Annotated in this window: 27 protein-coding genes; 12 read left to right on the forward strand and 15 right to left on the reverse strand. The window is 67.0% G+C overall.

The window, feature by feature from the left end; all coding sequences use genetic code 11:
* Positions 1-53: 53 nt before the first annotated feature.
* The 5 genes from OJI97_RS08130 to OJI97_RS08150 form a co-directional block, all read right to left on the reverse strand.
* Positions 54-269, reverse strand: a complete 216-nt coding sequence (locus OJI97_RS08130; RefSeq protein WP_106000506.1) for a DUF4170 domain-containing protein — start codon at positions 267-269, stop codon at positions 54-56.
* Positions 270-350: 81 nt separating this feature from the next.
* Complete coding sequence (locus OJI97_RS08135) at positions 351-722, reverse strand: hypothetical protein (RefSeq protein ID WP_297662556.1); 372 nt, start codon at positions 720-722, stop codon at positions 351-353.
* Positions 706-1077: a hypothetical protein gene (locus OJI97_RS08140; RefSeq protein WP_297662557.1), complete on the reverse strand. Its 372-nt coding sequence runs from the start codon at positions 1075-1077 to the stop codon at positions 706-708. Before OJI97_RS08140 ends, OJI97_RS08135 begins: the two co-directional genes overlap by 17 nt.
* Complete coding sequence (locus OJI97_RS08145; protein WP_297662558.1) at positions 1077-1532, reverse strand: phage holin family protein; 456 nt, start codon at positions 1530-1532, stop codon at positions 1077-1079. The genes OJI97_RS08140 and OJI97_RS08145 overlap by 1 nt, the downstream gene beginning before the upstream one ends.
* A gap of 7 nt (positions 1533-1539) precedes the next feature.
* Positions 1540-2079, reverse strand: coding sequence for a hypothetical protein (locus tag OJI97_RS08150; protein ID WP_297662559.1), 540 nt, complete (start codon positions 2077-2079; stop codon positions 1540-1542).
* Positions 2080-2297: 218 nt separating this feature from the next.
* Here OJI97_RS08150 and eno point away from each other — a divergent pair, with 218 nt between their 5' ends.
* From eno to OJI97_RS08185, 7 genes are all read left to right on the forward strand, one after another.
* On the forward strand, positions 2298-3572 hold the full coding sequence (eno, locus tag OJI97_RS08155; RefSeq protein WP_297662560.1) for a phosphopyruvate hydratase: 1275 nt from the start codon (positions 2298-2300) through the stop codon (positions 3570-3572).
* A 65-nt stretch (positions 3573-3637) separates the two neighbouring features.
* Positions 3638-3964 carry a septum formation initiator family protein gene (locus OJI97_RS08160; RefSeq protein WP_297662561.1) on the forward strand — a complete coding sequence of 109 codons (327 nt, stop codon included), beginning with the start codon at positions 3638-3640 and terminating at the stop codon, positions 3962-3964.
* A 222-nt stretch (positions 3965-4186) separates the two neighbouring features.
* On the forward strand, positions 4187-5257 hold the full coding sequence (gene pdhA, locus OJI97_RS08165; RefSeq protein ID WP_297662562.1) for a pyruvate dehydrogenase (acetyl-transferring) E1 component subunit alpha: 1071 nt from the start codon (positions 4187-4189) through the stop codon (positions 5255-5257).
* 1 nt (position 5258) lies between these two features.
* Positions 5259-6635, forward strand: coding sequence for a pyruvate dehydrogenase complex E1 component subunit beta (locus OJI97_RS08170; protein ID WP_297662563.1), 1377 nt, complete (start codon positions 5259-5261; stop codon positions 6633-6635).
* 115 nt (positions 6636-6750) lie between these two features.
* On the forward strand, positions 6751-7383 hold the full coding sequence (locus OJI97_RS08175; protein WP_297662564.1) for a hypothetical protein: 633 nt from the start codon (positions 6751-6753) through the stop codon (positions 7381-7383).
* An 87-nt stretch (positions 7384-7470) separates the two neighbouring features.
* Entirely contained in the window at positions 7471-8172 is a 702-nt protein-coding gene (gene cysE / locus OJI97_RS08180; protein WP_297662565.1) for a serine O-acetyltransferase, read from the forward strand.
* Complete coding sequence (locus tag OJI97_RS08185; RefSeq protein WP_297662566.1) at positions 8172-8519, forward strand: DUF2794 domain-containing protein; 348 nt, start codon at positions 8172-8174, stop codon at positions 8517-8519. Before cysE ends, OJI97_RS08185 begins: the two co-directional genes overlap by 1 nt.
* Here OJI97_RS08185 and OJI97_RS08190 read toward each other — a convergent pair.
* The 3 genes from OJI97_RS08190 to OJI97_RS08200 form a co-directional block, all read right to left on the reverse strand.
* Entirely contained in the window at positions 8497-9570 is a 1074-nt protein-coding gene (locus tag OJI97_RS08190; RefSeq protein ID WP_297662567.1) for a hypothetical protein, read from the reverse strand. The two genes, OJI97_RS08185 and OJI97_RS08190, sit on opposite strands and share 23 nt — an antisense overlap.
* A gap of 80 nt (positions 9571-9650) precedes the next feature.
* Positions 9651-10307 (reverse strand): DUF4328 domain-containing protein, encoded by a 657-nt coding sequence (locus OJI97_RS08195; protein ID WP_297662568.1) that lies wholly within the window; start codon positions 10305-10307, stop codon positions 9651-9653.
* Positions 10308-10369: 62 nt separating this feature from the next.
* Positions 10370-11272: an SDR family oxidoreductase gene (locus tag OJI97_RS08200; protein ID WP_297662569.1), complete on the reverse strand. Its 903-nt coding sequence runs from the start codon at positions 11270-11272 to the stop codon at positions 10370-10372.
* A gap of 208 nt (positions 11273-11480) precedes the next feature.
* Here OJI97_RS08200 and OJI97_RS08205 point away from each other — a divergent pair, with 208 nt between their 5' ends.
* Positions 11481-12845, forward strand: a complete 1365-nt coding sequence (locus OJI97_RS08205) for a porin (protein WP_297662570.1) — start codon at positions 11481-11483, stop codon at positions 12843-12845.
* A gap of 6 nt (positions 12846-12851) precedes the next feature.
* Here the strand turns inward: OJI97_RS08205 and OJI97_RS08210 are convergent, their stop codons facing one another.
* The 3 genes from OJI97_RS08210 to OJI97_RS08220 are packed head-to-tail and all read right to left on the reverse strand — an operon-like array spanning position 12852 to position 15022.
* Complete coding sequence (locus OJI97_RS08210) at positions 12852-14057, reverse strand: diaminopimelate decarboxylase (protein WP_297662571.1); 1206 nt, start codon at positions 14055-14057, stop codon at positions 12852-12854.
* 10 nt (positions 14058-14067) lie between these two features.
* Positions 14068-14544 carry an SET domain-containing protein-lysine N-methyltransferase gene (locus OJI97_RS08215; RefSeq protein WP_297662572.1) on the reverse strand — a complete coding sequence of 159 codons (477 nt, stop codon included), beginning with the start codon at positions 14542-14544 and terminating at the stop codon, positions 14068-14070.
* Between the two features lie 49 nt (positions 14545-14593).
* Positions 14594-15022 (reverse strand): ATP-binding protein, encoded by a 429-nt coding sequence (locus OJI97_RS08220; protein WP_297662573.1) that lies wholly within the window; start codon positions 15020-15022, stop codon positions 14594-14596.
* Positions 15023-15148: 126 nt separating this feature from the next.
* Between OJI97_RS08220 and OJI97_RS08225 the strand changes: the two genes are divergently transcribed.
* Positions 15149-15481 carry an STAS domain-containing protein gene (locus OJI97_RS08225; protein WP_297662574.1) on the forward strand — a complete coding sequence of 111 codons (333 nt, stop codon included), beginning with the start codon at positions 15149-15151 and terminating at the stop codon, positions 15479-15481.
* A 12-nt stretch (positions 15482-15493) separates the two neighbouring features.
* On the opposite strand, the gene OJI97_RS08230 is transcribed toward OJI97_RS08225, so the two are convergent.
* The 3 genes from OJI97_RS08230 to OJI97_RS08240 are packed head-to-tail and all read right to left on the reverse strand — an operon-like array spanning position 15494 to position 20500.
* Complete coding sequence (locus OJI97_RS08230; RefSeq protein ID WP_297662575.1) at positions 15494-16714, reverse strand: hypothetical protein; 1221 nt, start codon at positions 16712-16714, stop codon at positions 15494-15496.
* Positions 16705-18096, reverse strand: a complete 1392-nt coding sequence (locus OJI97_RS08235) for a HAMP domain-containing protein (protein WP_297662576.1) — start codon at positions 18094-18096, stop codon at positions 16705-16707. The genes OJI97_RS08230 and OJI97_RS08235 overlap by 10 nt, the downstream gene beginning before the upstream one ends.
* Positions 18086-20500: an MFS transporter gene (locus tag OJI97_RS08240; RefSeq protein WP_297662577.1), complete on the reverse strand. Its 2415-nt coding sequence runs from the start codon at positions 20498-20500 to the stop codon at positions 18086-18088. Before OJI97_RS08240 ends, OJI97_RS08235 begins: the two co-directional genes overlap by 11 nt.
* Positions 20501-20612: 112 nt before the next feature.
* Between OJI97_RS08240 and OJI97_RS08245 the strand changes: the two genes are divergently transcribed.
* The gene (locus OJI97_RS08245; protein ID WP_297662578.1) at positions 20613-22232 is read left to right on the forward strand and encodes a SpoIIE family protein phosphatase; all 1620 of its coding nucleotides are present in this window, start codon (positions 20613-20615) and stop codon (positions 22230-22232) included.
* On the opposite strand, the gene OJI97_RS08250 is transcribed toward OJI97_RS08245, so the two are convergent.
* Positions 22229-23020 (reverse strand): hypothetical protein, encoded by a 792-nt coding sequence (locus OJI97_RS08250; protein WP_297662579.1) that lies wholly within the window; start codon positions 23018-23020, stop codon positions 22229-22231. The genes OJI97_RS08245 and OJI97_RS08250 overlap by 4 nt on opposite strands.
* Positions 23021-23201: 181 nt before the next feature.
* Here OJI97_RS08250 and OJI97_RS08255 point away from each other — a divergent pair, with 181 nt between their 5' ends.
* Complete coding sequence (locus tag OJI97_RS08255; RefSeq protein ID WP_297662580.1) at positions 23202-23855, forward strand: PepSY-associated TM helix domain-containing protein; 654 nt, start codon at positions 23202-23204, stop codon at positions 23853-23855.
* An 11-nt stretch (positions 23856-23866) separates the two neighbouring features.
* Positions 23867-24391, forward strand: a complete 525-nt coding sequence (locus tag OJI97_RS08260) for a DUF2271 domain-containing protein (RefSeq protein WP_297662581.1) — start codon at positions 23867-23869, stop codon at positions 24389-24391.
* Positions 24392-24396 lie beyond the last annotated feature (5 nt).

Below are 24396 nucleotides of genomic sequence, written 5' to 3' on the forward strand. Positions count from 1 at the left end.
CGTTTTACGCCATTGGGGATTGCTGCGCTGCGCACGCAATGACGGGGCTGGCGCTATTCCGCGTCGGGCTGCAGCAGCTTGTGCAGGTGGACGACGACATATTTCATTTCGGCATCGTCGACGGTACGCTGCGCCGCGCTGCGCCATGCCTTTTCGGCGGATTTGTAATCGGGGAACAGGCCGACGACGTCGAGCGCGTTCAGGTCGACGAAATCGAGGCCCTGCGGATCGCTGACGCGTCCGCCGAACACGAGGTGCAATTTGCTCATGGCTAGCTTTCCTTGCGGGTTAGCGCTGGGGAGGGGAGGATGGGCGCCCCTACCAGCGCTTTGCCGCTACGGCAAGTCGGCTCACTCTTCGTCGTCGGCGCGATCCCTGCGAACCGATTTCGGCAGCAGCGAACCGAGCAGCGCGCCGATCGCAACGGCCCCCGCGACCAGTGCCAGCGGCTGTTTCTCGGCCGCGGTCTTGAGCTTGCTGTTCGCGCGTTTTGCCTGCGCCTTGCCCTTTGCATAAGCCTCGCCAGCGGCTTCGCGCGCGGCGTCGGCCTGCTCACCTGCCTTCGCGGCAAGCTCGCTCGTCGCGGCGCGGGCGCGGCCGTAGCCATCCTGGATGCGCGCCTTCGCCGCCTCGGCGGTCGCGCGCGCGTTTTCGGCGGTCTTCTCCGCAAGCTCGCTCGCTTTCGCGCGGGCGTCGTTGGCGGTTTCACTCAGCGGCTTCATCATCTTCCTCCAGATATGGTTCGGCCGCATCGGGCCGGAATTTGTCCATCGCGGCCTCGGCCAGATCCTGCACCTTCTGCGCCAGCTTCGGCACATGCTCCTTGATCGGCTCGCGCAGCAGCCACGCCACGCCCGCCGCCGCGGCGAGCGCGATGGGCAGGCGATTGTCGCGAAATTCCTGCCGCACGATATGCGCGGCATCGTCGACCTTTTCGCCCACGCGATATTTGCCGCGATCGAGAAGTGCCTTTGGTTTGAACGCCGCCTTGGCGACGTCGAGCCGCCGGTGCAGTTCGGCGCGCTGGAGCATCGAGCGGCGCGCGGCGTTGATCAGGCGGTTGCGCGTCCCGGGCATCAGTCGTCGCCCCTTTCGCTGGTCAGATCGCGCCGCAGAGCGGTGCGGATGTCGCCATAGCTGCGCTGCGCGCGCCACCCCGCAAAGGCGGCGATGGCGAGCAGCATGCCGACGACGATCAGCGTCGCGAGCAGCGGGCCGATATGCGGGGCGAGCACCAGGATCGCCCCAAACGCGAGCGCGAGCATCGCGATGCCCAGCGCCGAAGCGGCGATCGCGCCCCACGCCGCGGTCCAGCTCGCGCCGTGCAGCGCCAGTTCGCTGCGCGCTTCGAGCAGGGCCAGTTCGGCCTTCGCGGTCGCCGAGAGGTTGTCGATGACGTCATCGACGATCTGCTCGAGCGGCACCGGCGGCGGCGCGACCGGACGGCCGTCGGGCGCATAGCCGTGGCTGACGCCATCGAAGCTGCGCGGCCCGGATGCAGCGGGCGGGGGGCTGGTGTCGGGGGACGGCAAGCGACTGTCAGTCGTTCGAGCCGCCCTTGAGCATCCGCGCGAGCACGAAGCCGATCACCGCCGCAGCCCCGACCGCGACCGCCGGGTTCTTCTTGACCATGTCCTTGGTCGAAGCGGCGAGCTCGTCGAGGTCCTTCTTGTTGAGCGTCGTGGCGAGGCCGGCGACGGTCGAGGCGGCCGAACGGGCATAGTCGCCATATTGTTTGCCGAATTTGCTGTCGACGGTGCCGGCGCTATCCTCGAGCATCCGGGCGAGGCTGCCGACCGCTTCGGCGGCTTTGTCCTTGCCCTTGGTCGCGGCGTCGCGCGCCCGGACCGATGCCTGGTTCTTCAGCGTCGTCGCCTCTTCCTTCAGCGACGCGGCCTTCTTCGACGCTTCCGACCGGATCGTGTCGCGCGTCGCCGCGAGCTGGTCGCGGATCGGATGGTCCTTGGCGGCCGCCTTCGCCGCGGCGGGCTTGCGCGCGGGCGCGGCCTTGGTTGCGGCGGCTTTCGCGGGCGCTTTCGGCGTGGCTTTCTTGGCGGCGGGAGTGGCGGCTTTGGCCATGGGGCACTATCCTCTTCTTTTATCGAGCCTCGTGCCGTCAGGGGAGTGCCGGTCGTGAGCCCTTTTTGGTCCTGTCCAGATATATAGCAAGGCGCGCCCAATGGTTCCATAGCTCGTCAAAATTCCTATGCGGTGGTTGCACTGGCGGCACGGCGCCGATAACAGGCGGGCGCTTTCTCCAATGCCCCGCCGCACGGGGCTTCAGCAGGACAGTTCCCATGACCGCCATCATCGACATCCACGGCCGCGAAATCCTCGACAGCCGGGGCAATCCCACCGTCGAAGTCGATGTGCTGCTCGAGGACGGCAGCTTCGGCCGCGCCGCGGTGCCCTCGGGCGCCTCGACCGGCGCGCACGAGGCGGTCGAACTCCGCGACGGCGACACGGCGCGCTATCTTGGCAAGGGCGTGACCAAGGCGGTCGCGGCGGTGAACGGTGAGATCGCCGATGCGCTGATCGGCCTCGATGCCGAGGACCAGCGCGAGCTCGACATGACGATGATCGACCTCGACGGCACGGCGAACAAGGGCCGCCTCGGCGCCAATGCGATCCTCGGCGTCAGCCTCGCCGCCGCAAAAGCAGCAGCGGATGCGCGCGGCCTGCCGCTCTATCGCTATGTCGGCGGCGTCTCGGCGCGCACCTTGCCGGTGCCGATGATGAACATCATCAACGGCGGCGAACATGCCGACAATCCGATCGACGTGCAGGAATTCATGATCATGCCCGTCGGCGCGGGCAGCATCGCCGACGCGGTGCGCTGGGGCAGCGAGATTTTCCACACGCTGAAGAAGGGCCTCGCGCAGAAGGGGCTCGCGACCTCGGTCGGCGACGAAGGCGGCTTTGCCCCGAACCTCGCCTCGACGCGCGACGCGCTCGATTTCATCGCCGCCTCGGTCGAGCAGGCGGGCTTCAAGCTCGGCAGCGACGTCGTGCTCGCGCTCGATTGCGCCGCGACCGAGTTTTTCAAGAACGGCAAATATGAGATCAGCGGCGAGAGCCTGTCGCTGAGCCCCGAACAGATGGCCGAATATCTCGCCGCGCTCGTCAAGGACTACCCGATCAAATCGATCGAGGACGGAATGAGCGAGGATGATTTCGCGGGCTGGAAGGCGCTGACCGACCTGATCGGCGACAAGTGCCAGCTCGTCGGCGACGACCTGTTCGTCACCAATCCGCTGCGGCTGGAGGAAGGCATCAGGACCGGCCTCGCCAATTCGCTGCTCGTCAAGGTCAACCAGATCGGCACGCTGTCGGAGACGCTGGACGCGGTCGATATGGCACACCGCGCGCGCTACACCGCCGTCATGTCACACCGCTCGGGCGAAACCGAGGATTCGACGATCGCCGATCTCGCGATCGCGACCAACTGCGGCCAGATCAAGACCGGCAGCCTCGCGCGCTCGGACCGGCTCGCCAAATACAACCAGCTCATCCGCATCGAGGAAGAACTGGGTGACATGGCGCGCTATCCGGGGATGGCGATTTTCGGCTGATTCTTTGCCGATTGCCGGGATTTGAAGCCTTGACGCCGTGAATCAACTCTGATTCAAGGGCCGAAATGACGCAGCGCCATAAATTCCGCAAATCGATGAATCGGGCCATTGGTCCCGCGGTGGCGCTGATCGCGGTGCTGGCGATGATCGGCTATGCGATCTTCGGGCCGACCGGGCTTTACGCCTGGGGCGATTACAGCCAGTCGGTCGAGAAGAAGCGCATCGTGCTGAACCAGCTCGCCAAGAAGCAGGGTGAGCTCCAGAACCGGGTCAATCTGCTCGACCGGCGCCGCGTCGACCCCGACCTTGCCGACGAATATGTCCGCGAGAAGCTGGGGGTCATGCACCCCGACGAAATCGCCATTCCGATGGACGATAAGGAAAAGCCCTGACGGGCTTTCCAGCCGTGTTCCCTTTATCGTCATTCCCGCGAAAGCGGGAACCCAGCGAGCCGGTGTTGCACGCTGGGTTCCCGCTTTCGCGGGAATGACGAAACCGCGGCGGCGCATACGTAATAGGGTTTGCGGCGAGCCCCCAGCGGGCGTTGCCAAGCGGGGCGTCGCTCCCCTATAGGAGGCCTTGCCGTAACGGCTAACCGCAAGAGGAAATCCGCCTTGGCCAAAGAACCTGCGCGTAAGACTGCCGCGCCGAAAAAAACCGCTTCCACCCCAGCGCCCGCCACCAATCGCGAGCAGCCGAGCGAGCCCGCCCCCTATCAGGCGACGCCCGAAGAGCTCGAAAAATTCTATCGCGAGATGCTGCTCATCCGCCGCTTCGAGGAGAAAGCGGGGCAGCTCTATGGCCTCGGCCTGATCGGCGGCTTCTGCCACCTCTATATCGGTCAGGAAGCCGTCGCGGTCGGGCTCCAGTCGGCGCTCGACGGCGACAAGGACAGCGTCATCACCGGCTATCGCGACCATGGCCACATGCTCGCTTACGGCATCGACCCCAAGGTGATCATGGCCGAACTCACCGGCCGCGCCGCGGGCATTTCGCGCGGCAAGGGCGGCTCGATGCACATGTTCAGCGTCGAGCATAAATTCTATGGCGGCCACGGCATCGTCGGCGCGCAGGTGTCGCTCGGCACCGGGCTTGCCTTTGCGCACAAATATCGCGGCGACGGCGGCGTCGCCATGGCCTATTTCGGCGACGGCGCCGCGAACCAGGGCCAGGTTTACGAGAGCTTCAACATGGCCGAGCTGTGGAAGCTGCCGATCATCTTCGTTATCGAGAACAACCAGTACGCGATGGGCACCTCGGTCAACCGTTCGTCGGCCGAGGACCAGCTCTATCGCCGCGGCGAGAGTTTCCGCATTCCCGGCATGCAGGTCGACGGTATGGACGTGCTCGCGGTGCGCGGCGCGGCCGAGGCGGCGCTCGAATGGGTGCGCGCGGGCAAGGGGCCGATCCTGCTCGAGCTCAAAACCTATCGCTATCGCGGCCACTCGATGTCCGACCCCGCCAAATATCGCAGCCGCGAGGAGGTGCAAGCGGTGCGTGACAAGTCGGACGCGATCGAGCATCTCAAGAAGCTGATGCTCGACGCCGGGATCACCGAGGACAAGGTCAAGGATATCGACAAGGAAATCCGCCAGATCGTGAGCGACGCGGCCGACTTCGCCGAAAGCGCGCCCGAACCCGAACTTCACGAACTTTATACCGACGTGCTGGTGGAGCAATATTGAGATGGCCATCGAATTGAAGATGCCGGCGCTATCGCCGACGATGGAAGAGGGCACGCTCGCCAAGTGGCTCGTCAAGGAAGGCGACACGGTCAAGTCGGGCGACATTCTGGCAGAGATCGAGACCGACAAGGCGACGATGGAATATGAAGCGATCGACGAAGGCACGATCGCGTCGATCCTGGTTCCCGAAGGCACCGACAATGTGAAGGTCGGCACCGTGATCGCGACGATCGCGGGCGAGGGGGAAGAGGCGGCGCCTGCGCCCGCAGCTACCCCGACGCCCGCGCCGGCGGCTGAAGTGCCTCCAGTGCCTGCTCCGGCGGCGGCCCCGGCGCCCGCCGCGCCCGCACCCGCCGTGCGCGCCGCCGATCCGTCGATCCCCGAGGGCACGGCGACGGTGAAGCTCACCGTCCGCGAGGCGCTGCGCGATGCGATGGCCGAGGAAATGCGCGCCGACGACCGCATCTTCGTGATGGGTGAGGAGGTCGCCGAATATCAGGGCGCCTACAAGGTGACGCAGGGCCTGCTCGACGAGTTCGGCGCGCGCCGCGTCATTGACACGCCGATCACCGAATATGGCTTTGCCGGACTCGGTACCGGCGCGGCGATGGGCGGCCTCAAGCCGATCATCGAGTTCATGACCTTCAACTTCGCGATGCAGGCGATCGACCACATCATCAACTCGGCGGCAAAGACCAATTACATGTCGGGCGGCCAGATGCGCTGTCCGATCGTGTTCCGTGGGCCGAATGGCGCCGCGTCGCGCGTCGCGGCGCAGCACAGCCAGAATTACGCTCCCTGGTATGCCAGCGTCCCCGGCCTGATCGTGATCGCGCCCTATGACGCCGCCGATGCCAAGGGCCTGCTCAAGGCCGCGATCCGCAGCGAGGACCCGGTCGTCTTCCTCGAAAACGAACTCCTCTATGGCCGCAGCTTCGACGTTCCCGACGTCGCCGACTATGTCCTGCCGATCGGCAAGGCGCGGGTGATGCGCGAAGGCAAGGACGTGACGATCGTCAGCTACTCGATCGGTGTCGGGCTCGCGCTCGAAGCCGCCGATGCGCTGGCGGGCGAGGGGATCGAGGCCGAGGTCATCGACCTACGCACGATCCGTCCGCTCGACATCGCGACGGTGCTCGCCAGCCTCAAGAAGACCAACCGGCTCGTCGTCGTCGAGGAAGGCTGGCCGACCTGTTCGATCGCCAGCGAGCTTGCGATGGTCGCGATGGAGCAGGGCTTCGACGATCTCGACGCCCCGGTGGTGCGCGTGTGCAACGAGGACGTGCCGCTGCCCTATGCCGACAATCTCGAAAAGGCGGCGCTGGTCGACACGCCGCGGGTGATCGCGGCGGTGAAGGCGGTGTGCAATCGGGCATAAGCATCCTCGTCTTTGCGAGGAGCGAAGCGACGAAGCAATCCAGAGTGTGCGTAAACCGCTCTGGATTGCTTCGCTTCGCTCGCAATGACGACGGTGTAGTGGTAGCGGCCCGATTATGGAGGACGCTGCTTCCGAAAACCTCAGGTGCCCCGACATCCGCGACCCGCGCGTCATGGTGGCGGTGCCGCGCGAGCGGCGGCCCGCGATCGCGGCACTGTGGGCGCTCGCCGAGCGGCTGACCAAGCTGCTCCGCGATGCGCGCGAACCGATGATCGGGCAGATCAAGCTCGCCTGGTGGCGCGACATGATGGCGATGCTCGCGAGCGATCCCGCGATGCTGCCGAAGGGCGAGCCGCTGCTTGCCGAATTGCAGGCGGTATGGGGCGGGCGGAGCGGCCTCGACGCGCTCGTCGATGCGGCCGAGGCGATGCTGCTTGCCGAAAACGAAACGGAACAGCGCGACGCGGCCGCGGGGTTCGGCGAAGCGCTGTTCCGCCTCTCGGGCGGCGCGGACGGGGCGCGCTGGGGATTGCTGTGGGGCGCGGGGCTTCAGCAAGGCGAGGCGGAGGCGCGGCAACTTTTCACCGATGCCTGCGACCGGCCCGCGCCGCCGCGCGCATCCTTCCGGGGAAACAAGGCCTTGCTGATGCTCGATCGCTGGGCCGCGGCGATCGCCGCGCGGGGTGGCGAACGGCGCTGGCGGAGCGAGGAGTTGCGGCTGTTGCGGATCGGCCTTTTCGGGCGCTGAGCGACAAAAGCGCGCGCGGGGGTGGAAATGCCGCCGCCGAACATCTATCTTGCGCGGTACAGAAATAGGGTCGCAGGGGACAGACGCATGTTCAACGGGCTGATCGCCTATCTGGATTCGATCAAGGCGCGCGATCCCGCGCCGCGGACGCGCTGGGAAATCCTGCTCTATCCGGGGCTGCTCGCAGTCGGGATGCACCGCATCGCGCACTGGCTGTTCGAGGCGGACCTGTTCTTCCTTGCGCGCTTCGTCAATCATCTGTCGCGCTGGCTGACCGGGATCGACATTCATCCGGGCGCGCAGATCGGGCGGCACCTGTTCATCGATCACGGCTTTGGCGTCGTGATCGGCGAGACCGCCGAGATCGGCGACAATGTGTCGATCTATCAGGATGTGACGTTGGGCGGCACCGATCCCGCGAATGGCATCGGCGGCAAGCGTCACCCGACCTTGTGCGATGACGTGATCGTCGGATCGGGCGCGCAGATTCTCGGCCCCGTCACCGTCAATACGCGCGCACGCGTCGGCGCCAACGCGGTGGTGACCAAGGATGTGCCAGAGGGCGCGGTGATGGTCGGCATTCCGGCGCGCTCGACCCTGCTCGACGCCACCGAATATGCGCGCGAATTCGTGCCCTATGGCACCCCGTGCTGCGAGACCTTCGACCCCGCGACGCAGAAGCTCGAACTGCTGCAATGCCAGCTTGAGCAGATGCAGAAGCAGATTGCGGAGCTGATGGCGGAACGGGACGATGCGCCGCCGCGCAAGGGGAGTCGGAAAAGCGCCTGATGGGAAATGTGACGCCTCTGCCGTTCGCGAACAGGGCGGCACCGCAGCAGACCGGCTTCGAGCGTCCCGAATTGATGCGCATCCTCGACCTTTACGGCCGCATGGTCGCGGCGGGGCATTGGCGCGATTATGCGATGGATTTCCATCGCGATGCCGCGATCTTCTCCGCCTTTCGCCGCGCCGCCGAGCGGCCCGAATATCGCATAGAAAAACGCCCCGCCTTGCGGAGCCGGCAGGGCATGTGGGCCCTTGTCTCCGAAGCCGGGGCGATATTGAAGCGCGGGGACGAGCTTTCCAATGTGCTCGCCCCCGTCGAACGCAAGCTTATGAAGCTGGTCGGGGACTGATCGAGCGGATCGTCGCCGGCAGCTGGTTCGCCAGATTGGCGGGAAGCAGGCCCACCACCGCGGCGCGGGCATTCTGCCAGAATGCGGAAAGCAGCAGCAGCGCCGACCCGATCACGAATGCCGTCAGCGCGACGTTGAGTTCGACCGCGCCAAAGGTGCGGAAGAGTTGCGTCATCGCAAACAGCACATAGGCGAGCGCCGAGACGAGCAGCGCGCGGCGGTCGATCGCCAGCGCGATCAGCCCGAACAGGATATAGATACCGACGACGAGCACCGCCGCGCCGCTGCCGATATCGTCGCCGCGCGTCACGCCGAGCAGGTGAAAGACCGGGTGGGCGATCATCGGCGCGGCGAGCAGATGGAGCCAGAAGGCGACGTCGCTGCGGCGCGTCTGGCGCACGCGGTCGCTGCGATCCCACCACATGGCGAGCGTGAAGACGCCGAGGCCGGCGATCAGCACCAGGATCATCGGCAGCGTGCCATCGGGGCTGGGCACGCCGGTGGCGGCCAGCACGAGCGCCACCGCGGTCGCGGCGAGCGCGGCGGTTCCGGCGGCGACGGTGATCGGCACCATGAAGCGCTTCCAGTGGAACCAGGTCGCGCCCGCCGTCACGGCGGCGATGACGCCGATCAGCACCGCGCCGGTCGTCTCGTCGAGCCGCGGGCCGAAGATCGCTTCGCCATGTTTGAACAGAAATCCGATCATCGTCGCGCAGACCCCCGCCGAAAAGGCAAGGACGAGGACGATGCTGGGCAGCGCCATGCGGCGCAGCCTCGTGAAATATTCGGCGAGACCCCACGCCGATGCGGCGACGAAAGCGCCGGCGAGGGCGGGGTGGATCGATTCGCCGATCCAGCCGACCGCGACGAGCAGGATCACTGCGGCGATGCTGACGAAGATGTCGTTGAAACCGGTGATGAGGCGGAAGGATTCCTCGTCCGCTCCGGGGGCTTCGCGTACCGACGCGATATGCGACCGAAAGGCCTGCGCGGCCTCCGGCGTCAGCACCTTCGCATCGACCGCGGCTTGCAGGTCGCTTTCACTATACATCGGGGTCGTCCTTCCTGGATCCGATCCCCTTGCCCCATGCGGCCTTTAGCAAAACTGTGTTAGTGTTGCAATACGATATATCACGCAAAAATATGGGCGGCGTTGAGCCGCGCGCGCTGCGCTTCGGTGATCCGGCCCACCAGCCGATAGGCGGCGGGATACAGCACCAGGCTGACCGCCGATGCGACGAGGCCCACCTGTTGTCCCATCAGGAGCGATTCCGGCGAAGACGGATTGAAGGTCAAGCGGAAGGAAATGTTGGAGGCGATGTTGGAGATGATCCAGCAACCCCACCATAGCGCGAGCAGGCCCTCTGCGTGGTCGAGCCGCTCGCCCTGTTCGCCATGGCTCGCGTTCCAGATCTGGCGCATCGCCGAGAAGGGTTTGAACAGGTTGGCGAAGGGAATGAAATACCAGCCCACGGCCCATCCGGGCGTGTAGTCGAAGCCCGCGACGTCGGCGGCGACAACATTGGCGGCCGCACGATATATCCACATGGCGAAAAAGACGATCGTAATGAGCGTGAGCACGCCGTCGGCCATCCCGACGATGGCGTAGAGCCCCGATGCACCGGTCAGTTCGACGCTTTCATCGAGCGAAACATATCCCAGAAGCTCGGCGATTTGCCCCGCGAGAACCGCGGCAATCACGACGAATCCCCCGGCCAGTAGAAATTTGACGATCTTCGCGCGCCGCTGGAGCAGATCGATGCCGTCGGCAAGGCTCATTTCGGCCATATTGTCCCCCCGTTCCGGGGGCGCCGCCCCGGCGCCCCCTCCGGAAGGATGAAGTATCAGGCTCAGCCCAGGGCCTGCAATGCCTTCATCACCGCCATCGACTGCTCGGCGCCCGATTGCGGGACAGTCTCGCCATTGCGGTCGATGATCTTGTCCCACGCGGCGGCGACGCCTTCGGGGGTGCGCTCGCCTTCGGGCAGCGCGATGCCGGGGGTCATGGTGACATAGGCGGCGTGGAAGGCGCCGGCGCCGGCGCCGACGATCATGTTCGTGGGCGCATCCTCGCTGACCAGATAGAGCGCGGCGGGGACGACATTCTCCGGCGTGAACTTCTCGAACAGTTCGGGCGGGAAGATGTCCTCGGTCATGCGCGTGCCCGCGACCGGTGCGATCGTGTTGCAGCGGATGTTGTATTTCGCGCCTTCGAGATGGAGCGTCTTGGTGAGGCCGGCGAGGCCGAGCTTCGCGGCGCCGTAATTGGCCTGGCCGAAATTGCCGTAGAGGCCGGTCGACGAGGCGGTCATCAGGATGCGGCCATAGGCCTGCTCGCGCATGATGTCCCACGCCGCCTTGGTGACGTTGGCGCTGCCGAGCAGGTGGACCTGGACGACGAGATCGAAGTCGGCGGGCTCCATCTTGGCGAAGCTTTTGTCGCGCAGGATGCCGGCGTTGTTGATCAATATGTCGACGCTGCCCCACTCGGCCTTCGCCTTGGCGACCATTTCGGCCATATGGTCATATTCGGTGACGCTGCCGCCGTTCGACATGGCGGTGCCGCCCGCGGCGCGGATTTCCTCGACGACGGCGAGCGCGGCGTCCGAATGGCCGGTGCCGTCGCGCGCGCCGCCGAGGTCGTTGACCACGACCTTGGCGCCGCGGCGCGCGAGTTCGAGCGCATAGGCCCGGCCGAGCCCGCCGCCCGCGCCGGTCACGATGGCAACACGTCCGTCAAATTTGATCGTCATGATGATCTCCCGAAGGGGCCGCCGAAAAGGTTGCCCGCAAAAACTGATCAGAAAGCCGGCACGTCCTTAGCCGTTCGTCGCGGGCAGGCAAGGGGCGAATGAAAAGCTGTTCGGTAACCAAAATGTCATCGAAATGACGTGCAACTGTCACGTAGCGGTCATAGGAGCGCCGCGAGATTGTCACCTATCACAGCGGAGCAATTCCCTCATGCGTCCTCTTCTGACCGCCTCTTTTCTGGCGACGACGATGTTCATCCTGCCGCAGGCCGCGCACGCTCAGGCCATGACCGCCGCGGAAGCCGCCGATCTGCGTGCGCAGATCGAAGCCCTGAAGGCACAAGTGCAGACGCTCGAGTCGCGGCTCGATGCCGCGACAGGGCAACCGGCGCCAGCGCCCGTAACGGCTCCAGCGCCCGCTGCGCCGGCGGTGACAGCGAAGCCCGCGACCGAAATCGTCTGGAAAGGCGCGCCCGAGATCAGGACCGCCGATGGCTGGAGCTTCAAGCCGCGCGGGCGGATGCAGGTCGATGTCGCGAGCATCGACGCGCCGGCGGGGGTGACCGGGGCACGCGGCGGCGTGGGAACCGAGTTCCGCCGCATCTATCTGGGGTTCGACGGCAAGATCCCGGGCGGGTTCGCCTATCGGGCCGAGGCGGACATCGCGAACAGCGGGGTCGAACTGGCCGACGTCTATCTGACTTATGGTCCCGGCCCCCTTTCGGTGACCGCGGGTCAGATCAAGCCCTTCTGGTCGCTCGACGAACTGACGAGCGATCTGTTCAACAGCTTTACCGAGCGCGCGGCCTTTACCCAGGCGTTCAATTTCAAGCGCCGTGTCGGCCTGTCGGCACAGTATAAGGGCAAGGCCTTCCTGATCCAGGGCGGGGTATTCGGCGACAATGCCAATGATCTGCTCAGCGATACGAACAACAGCTTCAGCCTCGACGGCCGCGCGGTGTGGATGCCCAGGCTGGGCAATACGCAGCTTCATCTCGCCGGGTCGGCGCATTGGCGCAAGCTCAACGACGGGCCGAGTGGGGTGCGTTATGCGCCGCGTCCGTTCGTCCACACGACCGACGCCCGCCTGGTCGATACCGGCGTCTTCACCGTGTCGCGCGAGCGCGGGCTCGGGCTGGAAGGCGCGCTGCTGAGCGGGCCGTTCCACGTCGCGAGCGAAGCCTATTGGCAAAAGGCGAGCCGCCCCGGTTTCGCGAACCCGACCTTCTTCGGCGGCTATGCCGAGGTCGGCTATGTCCTGACGCGCGGCGACAGCCGCGGGTATAAGGACGGCACGTTCGACCGCCTGTCGCCGAAGCGCCCGATCACCGACGGCGGCCCGGGGGCGATCGAGATCAACGCGCGTTACGACCATCTCGACCTGAACGACGCCGGGATCGTCGGCGGGCGCCAGCGGACGCTGGGTGTGTCGCTGGTCTGGGCGCCGATTTCCTATGTCCGCCTGACCGCCAATTACGGGCATCTGATGGTTGACGATGCCGCGCTCGGCACGGTGACGGGCGACCGCGACTATTCGGCCGACGCCTTCGGGCTGCGCACCCAGTTCGATTTCTGATCCTTCTCAGTCGAGCAGGGTTTCGCGAAAGGCGCCGCGCATGCAATGGTCCGAACTCATCGCGGCGCCATAGCCGCCGGCGTTGAGCAGGGCGATGACGTCGCCTTCTTCGAGCGGGGGTAGCGCGATGTCCTCGGCCCATAGGTCGAGCGCTTCGTTGATGTTGCCGGCGATGGTGCAGCGCTCGAACGACGCAGGGTCCGATGCGCGCGGGACGCAGGCCACGGGCTCGCAGGGGAGGTCGTAGAAGGCCGGTTCGGGGTGCAGGTTGAAACCGCCGTCGACGCTGACGAACAGCGTGTCCTGCTTGCGCTCGACATTGGTGACGCCGAGCAGGAGCATTCCGGCGTCCTTGACCAGATAGTCGCCGGGCTCGACCGCAATCTCGACCGCGCGGCCGGCAAAACGGCGCCGCAGCAGCGCGGCCCATTTCGCAAGGTCGAGCGGTTTGTCCGACGCGCGGTGCGGCACGCCCAGCCCGCCGCCGATATTGACGACGCGCACGCCCGGAAGGTCGGTGAGGAACGCGAGGCCCGCCTCCAGCGCCGCTGCCCAGTCGGCGAGCTGTTCGTCGAGATAGCCGCAGCCGACGTGGAAATGCAGGCTGGTTACGCGGAGGTCGTGCTCCCGCACGGCGGCGAGCGCCTCTGCCCATTGTTCGCGATAGATGCCGAACTTGGTGGTCCGGGCGCCCGCGTAGGTCAGGCGTTCGCTGTCGCCATAGCCGACTCCGCGCGCCGGATTGACGCGAATGCCGATCGCGCGGCCGGGCACGCGCTCGCCGATCCGGCGGATCATGCCGATCGAATCGCAATTGATGACGAGATCGCCGTGCGCGAGCAGCGCGTCGAGATCGCGGCGCGCGACGCCGGTGCCGGTGAAACTGATCCGGTCGGCGGTGAAGCCGCAGGCCAGCGCACGCTCCAGTTCGCGCGGCGAGCAGATGTCGATACCGCACGCGCCGGTTGCGGCGAGCATCGTGAGCAGCGCCGGGTGGCGGTTGGCCTTCATTGCATAATAGAGGCGGTGCGGGCGGCCGGTTTCGGCGAGCGCGGCGTGCAGGCGTGCGAGATTCGCGCGGACGCGCGCGGCGGAATAGAGATAGAGCGGGCCGTCCGCCGCCTCGGCGAGCGCCGCGACGTCGCGGCCGGCGAAGATCAGCCGGCCGGCGTCATGACGAAGGTCGTCGCGTTCCCACCACTGGGTTGTCATGGCGCGACCGTCAGGCCGGCGCGGCGGCGCCGTCCTGCGCCGCGAGATAACGGGCACCCGCCGCACTGATCGCCTCGTCGCGCCCGGTGATCCAGCGCCGGCAATCGGGCGCGCCGCAGGCGCAGGCGAACTGGGCATAGAGCCGGTCCTCGGTCGCCGCATAATCGATCGACAGTAGCTCGCCCGCCGCGATCGTGCGCAGCGCCACCAGCTCGAAACGCGCCATGTCGAGGCGGCAGTTGGGATCGCAGGCGTGCGACAGATAGCCGATATGCCGCGTGCCCGCGATGTGCGACCCCGGCCGCACCTGCAGGCTGTGCTGCGAAACGCGCGGGCCGATGTCGCCCTCGAAGCGTTCGATCACGCTTCCCGCAGCGCAGGGGCCGAGCGCCCGGACGCAAAGTCCCAGCGCCGCGTCGCGGCAGACCGCGAGCAGCGGCGCGGGCGCCGCCGGATCGGCCACGAACTTGCGCGACGACGTGAACATGCAACATCCCCCGATCGCGCCGTGCCCCCCACGGGCGGCGCTGCGGTCCCTAATCCGAATCCTTTAGCGCGAACATCTTATGGAATCGTAGCCGGTTCCGTCCGTGATCGCGATCATAGCGGATTTCGTCCATCGTTTCGCGAACGATATGAAGGCCGAGCCCGCCGATCGGCCGATCTTCGAGCGACAGGCCGGTATCGGGCGGTGCGGCGGAAAGCGGGTCGAAGGCGATGCCGTCGTCGACGATCTCGCCCGCGATCCGCCCCTCCGCGACGCGCAGGCCGACCGCGACGGTCGGCTCGCCCTCGCGGATGCCATGGACGAAGATATTGCTGACGATCTCGTCCAGTGCGATCAGGATCCGGGCTGCGGTCCGATCGGGAATGGCATTGTCCGCAAGAAAGGCCTCCGCGCTGTCCATCATGGCCTGCAAACCGGCGCGGCTATCGGACAGGGTGCAGGTAAATTCGGTCGCCACGATGCCGATCGTTCCAGGATGCGAGGCTTGCGCCCACGGGACGTCAGCTTAATCGAGTGGAAAAATTTCACAATCGCTACATAAGGGGGCGCGGCGGCGCGCGCCGAAGGGCAATGGGACGAAGCGATGGATATCAGCGAACAGCAACTCGACGGCGCCTGGCTGGTCGCGGCATCGGGCCGGATCGACAGCAACAGCGCGCCGCAGCTCGAGGCGGTGCTGCCCGATCGCGTGCAGCAGCATGCGGCGACGATCATGGATCTGGCCGGCGTTGCCTATGTCAGCTCGGCCGGGCTGCGTGTCTTTCTGAAGGGGATGAAGGCGGCGAAGGCGGGCGGCCACCGGCTGGTGCTGACCGGCCTGTCGCCCGCGGTCCACGAGGTTTTCGACATCAGCGGTTTCACGCCGATCTTTGCGATCGCGGCCGATGTCGATGCAGGGCTCGCCGCGCTCCGCTGATCAGGCCGCTGGTCAGGCCGGGCCGATGATGGCGAGGATGCCGTCCAGCTTGAGCAAAGCGTCGATCCGCTCGACCGTCGTTGCGGGCGGCGCATCGGGGGCCATGCGGACATAGGATTCGGCGGCAGTTGCCTCATCGATGATCGCCAGCAGGCGGGAGGTGGCTGGCGGATTGCGCTCGCCCCAGGCCAGATGGTGAAGCCGCGTTGCGGCGAAGGATTCGCGCAGCGTCTTGAACGCATCATCGGGAGTCCTTTCGTGCCAATGCCGTTCCAGAAAATCGCGCGCGGCGATCGCTCGCGCCAGCGCTTCGCGCGTGTCGCCATCGCATTCGCCGACGACCAGCGCGGCCCGATCCTCGCGCCGACAGAGCGCGAAAAAGCAGCCGGGGGCCGCATCGCCGCATAGCCGGGCTGCGACCCGCCCGCCCGCGACCGTCGTATCGATCGGCGGAAAAGCCGCGGCGCGCCAAGTGGCGAACGCCGCGGCGTCGGTGCGGTCATGATCCTCCCGCACCTGCCGCGCGTCGATCCCCGAAAGCGCGGCGCGGCGATTGGCGTCGAGCAGGCGGAGCGCGGCCGCGAGATCGGAGGCTTCGGTGATGGTCAGTGCGGTCGTATCGGGGACGGGGTTCCCCGTGTCGAGCGCGGCCATCAGGTGCCGGCTCACCGCCAGTTCGCGCTGGATTCGCCGCGCGACGTGCCAGCCGGCGGCCAAGCCGACCACCCCCGCCGCCGCGACTCCCGCCACGATCCAGCGCAGGAGGCCATCCAGCCGTGCGAACAGCGGCTCGGCATCGATGCGAGCGGCCACGAAACCGCCGCCCGCGACGCGCGCGCGCGCAACGACGTGGCGGTTTCCGCCAGCGTTCGTCATCGCACCGACCTCGGCCGCCGTGCGCGGTGTGGTGCCGCCCGGCGTCCACGGCCGATCCGGCGGCACGAGCGCGGTGATCCGGCCGCCGGAGCTTACCAGATACAGACCTTCCAGGCCCTCGACGTGCTGCGCTGCCGACACCAGCGCGGCGCGGCGCGGCGCGCTGCCGATCGATTCGGCCGGATCGTCCATCGCCGAGAGAAATTCGGCGGTGGTAATCGCCACCGCAAGCGCGCGCGCGTCGAGGCCGCGCCGCATCTCGGCCCCGGTCTGAAAATAGAGGAGGGCGCCGTTCACTGCCGCGAGCAGCAGCAGCAGCGGGATTGCGGCGGCAAGGATGATCGACCTTATCCGCATGACGGCAACGCCTCCATGTCGAGCAGGCCGACGATGAACTGGGGGCATTCGCGCGCGATGGTGAACAGGTGCGCGCGCGCGAGGCAAAGCGACTGCATTCCTTCGGGGCCGGCGTGGTAATCCTGCGCGGTGGGAAGCGAAAAGAGCAGCGACGGGACGTCGAAGAGCGACGGCGCGCGCGCTTCGCCCGCCATCGCCCGGCCCGCGATGACGATGTGCAGCATCTGCGCGGGCTGGCCGCGCTCGATCAGCAGCGCGCCGGGTGGCGACGATCGCGGACGGACATGCTGCGCGACGAGCACAAGCTCGCGGGCTGACAGCCGGTCGAACGGCGCGATCGAGGCGAGCGCCGCCATATGATCGATGACCTCGGCCGAGATCGCCGCATGCTCTCGTCCGCCATCGACCGGCGCGGCGCGCGGCGCAGGCGTATCGGGCGGGCGGTCGCCCGGGCCGTTCACCGGCAGGGCGGGCGCGCCGCTTTCGCCGCCGCGCAGCCATGCCTCGCTCGCCGCCAGCCGATGCTGCGCGGCGCGCGTGGCGGCGTTTTCGAGTTCGGCGGTTGCGTGGGCGCTCAGCGCCGCGAGCGACGCGGTGAGATCGCGCACCTCGCGCGGGGTGTCGCCATCGGCCGGCGGGCGATGATCGCCGGCGGCGATGCGCAGGGCCTCCTGCGTCAGCCGCTCGATCGGCCGCGCGACGCGCCGCACGATCTGCAAGGTGACCAGCAGGCAGGCGAGAAGCGAGGCGATGCCGATCATCGCGCTGAGGAACAGGGCGTTCTGGGTTGCGACGCGGATGACCGACACATTGACGTCGGCGCCGGCCGTGCCGCTGACCGCTCCGCCGGCGTCATAGACCGGCGCCGCCGCGGTTTTCAGCAGTCCCCATTTTTCCTGATATTCGACCGGCGAAACATAGATGTCCCGCAGGCGCTGCACGTCGCGCAGCCCGGTCATCGTTTCCGCGGGCAGGGTGTCGGGCGAGCCGAGCGCTGTATGCTCCTCCCCCTCGGTGCCGTCGAGGATGTAGCGCACTTCGGCCGGGCCGCTCGTCACCTGCGTATAGATATAGGTCAGCCCCAGCCGATCGCGGATTCGCCGCATCGGCTCGACATTGCGGCGATAGCGGATGTCGCGCTCGGCGGCCGCCGGATCGCGGCCCGCCGTCGCCTCGCCGATCAGCCAGTCGTGATCGGCCGGATCGATCAGCGCGCCGGTCAGCGCGCTCGTCGCGATCAGCCGGTCGTCGAACTGGCGCAGGATCGTCGCGTTGATCCGGTTGTAGACGAGGATCGCCCCCAGCAGCGCCGCGAGCGCGACCACCGGCAGGAACACCCGCAGCAGCAGCGTCTGGATGCCCATTTTCCGGTTACGCGGCATGGTTGCGCCCGTCCTGCACGCGCAGCATCACCAGCGCGAGATCGGGATGCCGCGCCGCCGCCGCCCGAAGGTCGTCGTGGGCGATCCAGAAGCGCTCGCCGCTGGCGGTGACGCCGCTCCAGGCATTGACAAGGGACTCGGTCCGCGCCGCTTCGGCAAGGCTGGCGAGCGCCTCCAGCGTCGCGGCGGCGAAGTTCGGGATGCGGCGCAGCGCGTCGATCAGGGCGACGCGGCCCGGGCCATTTTCGCGCCGCATGGCCAGCAGGGCGAGCAACTGACGGCGCAGCGGGCCGGGCATCCCGGCGCGGATCAGATGCGCCGTCCGGCGTGCGAACGCGCCTTGCGACAGCCGGCCGTGCAGCAGGGCCAGCGCAACCGCCACCTCGACCGCCGCGCCGCTTTCCAGCGCGGCCTCGGCCAACCCGACGACCTCTTCATCGGACGGCGGCGGGCCGCTTTCCCGGTTGCCCGGTTGCAGCACCGCCTCGACGCCGCGGAACAGCGCGTGGCCGATGCCCGTTTCGACCGCCTCCATGGCGTTGGCGCGCACCTTGGCATTGGCCGAATGAAGCGACACGATCAGCAGGTCGAAATCGGGTAACAGGCCGCGCAGCGCCAGCAATTCGAGCAGGAAATCCACCGCGGCGCTCGCGCGTTCGCGCTGCGCGCGGGCGAGCAGGCCGGTAAGGCCGGAGGCGTCATCGGCCGCGTCGAGCCGCCGGGCGCTGTCGATCGCCCGCCGCGCAGCGTCGAGTTCGGCGGCGACGATCGCATCCGATTGCGCCGCGAATTGCGCCTGCGACAGGCTGGCGAGCGCGCGCGCCGCCACTGCGCGCTCGCCTTGCGGGCGGCGTGCATCGCGCAGCGCGGCGACGAGGTGCGGGATGGCGGTCTCCCCGAAATCGGCGATCAGCGCAGCGCTTTGGCGCCGTTCGCGCGGGCTTTGCCGGGGCGCCGCGGCGAGGAGGTTGGCGATGGCGTCCGGATCGGCGAGGCGGAACTGGTCCGTTTCGCCGTGCAAGCTGACTGCCAGGGCGTGGAGCGGCGTGCCGGGCGATGCCGGCAGATCGTGCAGCCGCGCCTCCGCCGCGGGCGTCAGGGCCGGGGCCGGTGCGCCGAAATTGAGCCAGCCCTGCCGCATGTTGCCCGCCATCGCCGCCGGATAGAACTGGCGCAGCAGGACGACGGTCGCGATCAGCAGCGCGCCCAATATCACCCCGATCCCCGAAAGCTCGCGCAGGTCGAGATATTTGGCGGCATAGAGCAGGAAGCCGCCCGCGATCAGGCTGGCGAGCGGTTCGCACATCCCCTCGATCACGGTGCGGAGCGGGCGCTTGATCGCCGAGGGCACCGCGTTGAACAGCAGATTCTGGTTGTTGTATTCGATCGAGGTCAGCACGCCGTGATAGGCGAAAAAGGCCGCGATCGCGGCGGCATAGCCGCTGCTGAGAAAGAAGAAGCCGAACACCGCGAAATAGGTGAGGGGCAGGATGAAGGCGACGTTGCGGACGCCGAGGCGCGTCACCAGCCGGTTGAAGACGAACAGGCAGACGAAGAGGTTGAAGATGTTCGACGCCGCATAGAGCGCGCCGAACAGCGCCGCGAGCTGCGCCTCGCTGCGCCCCTGCTGGAGCACCGCGGCATATTGATATTCGGCGAGGTTGGTCATCAGCAGCGTGACGAACAGGGTTGCCGTCAGGGCGAGCGTGTAGCGCGAGGTGCGAAAGCTGTTCGCCATCATCCCGACCTGCGCGGCCACTCCGGCTGGTTGCCCGCTCTCCTCGGCGTCGCTTTCGCTGAGCTGCGGCCAGCGGCGACCGAGCGACCAGGCGAGCGGCATCGTCGCGAGGGCTATGCCGGCCCAGAGCAGCAGGAAACCCGGAAGTGGAACGACCGCGGCGAGCAGATTGACGATCAGCGCCCCGGCCGCGGTCCCCAGCGCGCAAAAGGCTGCAAACAAAGGGAACAGCCGTTTGGCGTCCTGAATGTCGAAATAGGTGTCGGTGAAGTTCCAGAACAGGCTGTAGAGCGCAATATACCACATCGCGAGATAGAGCTTCAGCGCGTAATAGAGCGGCGCGCTGTCCCCCGCGCGGCCGAGCAGCGCCCACAGGATCACGCCGCCCGCGACGAGCATCGCGAGGGTCGCCATCACCATATGGTTCAGCGAAAAGCGCACCATCAGGACCGAAAACAGGCCGGTGTAGACCAGCATCACCGCCGGGGTGAGCATGAAGATCACCGGCAGCGCGTCGGCGCCGACATGGCTGAAGAAGGCGGCGTCGCCGGCGCTGAAGCCGATGCCGAGCCCCATTTGCAGCAGAAAGCCGAACAGCGCGAACTGCGCGAGTTTCGGCCATTCCCCCGGCTCGACGCGCAGCAGACGGTTCAGCCTGTCGATCAAGATGTTTCGCCCCTTCGCCCCGCAATGCCCATCGCATAGCAACAAAATATTGATGAAGTCAGCCGCACGGTTGTCAGCACGGACAAAAGCGGCGATGGTGACGGCAGGGGCGATGACGGGACGCAAGCGAAAATTCGGGCTCAAGCCCCAGCTGCTGTTGCTGCTGTTCGCGCTCAATCTGATCGCGGCAACGGCCTATTCGGTCGTGCTCTACACGATTGATCGCGCCGAGATACTGGCCGGAATCGACCGGCAGCTCGTCACCGCGGCCAATGCGGTGCAGGAAATCGTGCCGCGCGGCTATCACGACGGAATCAGCGACGCGACGTCGATCTCGCCCGGGCAATTCGACGTCGTGCAGGACCGGCTGTCGCATTTCGCGAACGAGTCGGGGCTGGTCTATGCCTATACCTATATGCAGTTCGGCCCCGAGATCCGCACCGTGGCGACCAGCGCGACGATTCCGGAAATGCAGTCGGGGACGGAGACGCGCTTCTTCGCGCTCTATGACACGGCGCCCGCCCGCTTGCGCCAGAGCTTTCGCGACGGACGGGTGCGGTTCGACGAATATAGCGACAGCTTCGGCCGCTTCCGCTCGATCTACAAACCGATGCGGATGCGCGACGGGCGCACTTACGTCATCGGTGCCGACATCGACCTGCACCAACTCGACGCGAGCCTGCGCAAGGCGCTGATCCAGTCGATCGCGGTCGGGGTCGTCATGTTCGCGCTTTCGCTGGCCGTCGGCTGGCTGCTCATCGGGCGGATCGTGCGACCGCTGGCGCAGCTCACCGCCTTCACCCGCGGGATGGAGGAGCGCAGCTTCGAGCCCGACGAGCGCGAACTGCTCGCGATACAGGAACTCGGCGGCGCGCGGCGCGACGAGGTCGGCAGCCTCGCCGAGGCGATGTCGGGGATGATCGCGCGGTTGCAGCGCTATCTGATCGAGGTTGAGACGGCGACCGCGGCGCGCGAACGCGTCGAGGGCGAACTGACCGCGGCGCGCGACATTCAGGTCGGGATGCTGCCGCGCAAATTCCCGCCCTTTCCCGGGCGTACCGACCTCGACGTCTTCGCGATGCTCGAACCGGCGAAGCAGGTCGGCGGCGACCTTTACGATTATTTCCTGATCGACCGGAACCGGTTGTTCTTCGTCGTCGGCGACGTCGCGGGCAAGGGGGTGCCGGCGGCGCTGTTCATGGCGATGACCACGACGCTGTTCAAGGCGCAGGCGCTGTCCGCGACCTCGACGGCCGAGATTATGACGCGCGTCAACGCCGAACTGGCACGCGACAATGTGGCGGAGATGTTCGTCACCGCGCTGGCCGGCATATTGGACCTGCGCGACGGCAGCGTCGTCTATAGCGACGCCGGCCACGAAGCGCCCTTCATCGTGCGCGCGGATGGCCGCGTCGAGCGGCTGGAGAAGCAGCAGGGCATGGCGATGGGTATCTTCGACGATGTCGCCTATCGCTCGGACCGCTTCACGCTGGAGCCCGGCGACGCGGTGGTCCTGTTCACCGACGGTGTGTCGGAGGCGACGGGGCCGGACGAGGAACTCTATACCGCCGCGCGCATCCGGGCGGCGCTGGAGCGCAGCCGTGAGAATCCGTCGGCGCGCTATATCGCCGAAGGCCTTGCCGAGAGCGTGCGCGCCTTCGTCGGGGAAATCCCGCAGTCGGACGATATCGCGATTCTGGTGGTCTGCTACGAAGGGCCGGCGGGGGGCTAGTTTCCCAGCATCAGCGGCGCGCGGTCGACGCCGTGCATCTTGCGCAGATAGAGCCGCATGTCGGCGATTGCGTCCAGCAGTCGCTTCGGCTCACTCGGCGGGGCATCGACCGCCGCGGCGACGAGCGGGCATTCCTCGACCTCCCACGGCAGGAAGTCGAAGCCGGCTTCGGCGTCGCTGACCCAGACGATCGGATAGGGGCGGCCGAACATCACGCCCTTGAGTTCGTCGCGGCCGACGAGGTGGAACGCAAGGTCGCCGGCGTTGCGGGCGTCCAGCAGCTGTTCGAGCAGGTCGAGCGAGACGACGAGGCTCGACGGGCGGGCATATTTGGAAAGGCGAAAGCCCAGATCGACGTCGGGGCCGATATAGTCGATATGCCGCGCCCCGTCGCCCGCCGCCAGTTCCGCGATGTCGAGCTCGATATTCTGTTCGCCGAAGGCGACGAGCCAGGCGGTGCCCTTGAGCCGCAGCGGGATGCGCTCGAAATAGCGGCTTTCGTAGAGTGCCATCGCGCGGAGCAGCGCGCGCAGGATCGACGCCGCTTCTTCGGCGCTTTGCGGTTCGGCGGCGAAAATGACCTCGTCGCCCATCGCCTTCCAGATGTCGATCGACGGCGTGCGCTCGTCGTCGATGAACTCGAAGCCGACCTGCCCGGCGAGGATCAGCGGGAAATTGCAGAAGAAGGCCTGGAACACATCGAGCCAGCCCTGGCTTCCCTGGCCCGAAAAACGAGCCTTGAACTGGGTCGAGCCGACCATGTCGATGGATAGGAAGAGGCGGATCATGTCATTCCCCGAGCGGTGATAGCGGGCGGCGGCGCGCGATCTATACCCGCGCCCCGTTAACATAAGCAGACGACAGGGCCATGAAATATCGCCGGTGTCGGGGCAGGGCCGGAGCGTAATTCTATTGTAATTGCGAATCGTTCTCGATAATGGCGGGCATCGCTTTCAACCAGAAGTCCCCATGCACGCACCCCCCTCCTCGCGCACGGCCCCGCGCCCGCCGGTCAAAAAAAGCCGGAAAGCCTTCTGGTTGAAGCAGCTGCACATGTGGCACTGGATGAGCTCGGCGATCAGCCTGATCGGCCTGCTGCTGTTCGCGATCACCGGCTTTACGCTCAATCACGCCGCCGACATCGAGGCGGCGCCGGTCGTCGCCCAGAAGGCGGCGCAGATGCCGCCGGCAGTGCTCGGCCAACTCGGCGCCGATCCGGCGGGGGGCAAGGGTGTCCTGCCGCGGCCCGTCGCGGCGTGGGTCGAGGATCATTTCCCGGTCAAGGCGACGGGCGAGGCCGAATGGTCCGCCGACGAAGTCTATCTGCCCGCGCCGCGGCCCGGTGGCGACGCGTGGGTCGCGATCGACCGCGCGAGCGGCGCGGTGTCGAGCGAGATCACCGACCGCGGCTGGATTTCCTATCTCAACGACCTCCACAAGGGCCGCAATTCGGGCGGCGAGTGGAGCCTGTTCATCGACGTCTTCGCCTTTGCCTGCCTGATCTTCGCGCTTACCGGGCTGGTCTTGCTCTGGCTGCATTCCGCGAAGCGCAAGAGCACCTGGCCGCTCGTCGGCGCCGGGCTGATCCTTCCCGCGGCCATCGCGATCCTCTTCATCCACTAAGGAGAATCTTCATGCAGTCCCCCTCGCGCACGCTTCTGATCGGCGGCTCGCTGAGCGCGGTGCTGACCGCCCCGGTTCTGGCCGCCGCGCCCGCGACGATGGACGTCACCATCACCATTCCGCGGCTCAAGGTCGCCGAATATCACCGGCCCTATGTGGCGATCTGGGTCGAAAAGGCGGGCGCTCCGGCAAAGACGGTCGCGGTCTGGTACGATTATGACATGAAGAAGAACGAGGGCACCAAATGGCTGCGCGATGTGCGCCAGTGGTGGCGCGCCTCGGGCCGGACGATGACCTTTCCCGCCAACGGCATCACCGGCGCGACACGCGCGCCGGGCGCGCAGAAAATCTCGTTCAGCCGCGCCCAGCTCGGCGCGACCGCGCCGGGCAATTATGTGCTGGTGATCGAGGCCGCGCGCGAGGTCGGCGGACGCGAACTGCTCCGCATCCCCTTCACCTGGCCGGCCAAGGCCGGCCCGGGCGGGCGTGCCGCGGGCAAGAGTGAACTCGGCGCCGTCACGGTCGCCTTCCGCTGATCCAG

This window comes from Sphingopyxis sp. (genome assembly GCF_025869345.1).
GTDB lineage: Bacteria > Pseudomonadota > Alphaproteobacteria > Sphingomonadales > Sphingomonadaceae > Sphingopyxis.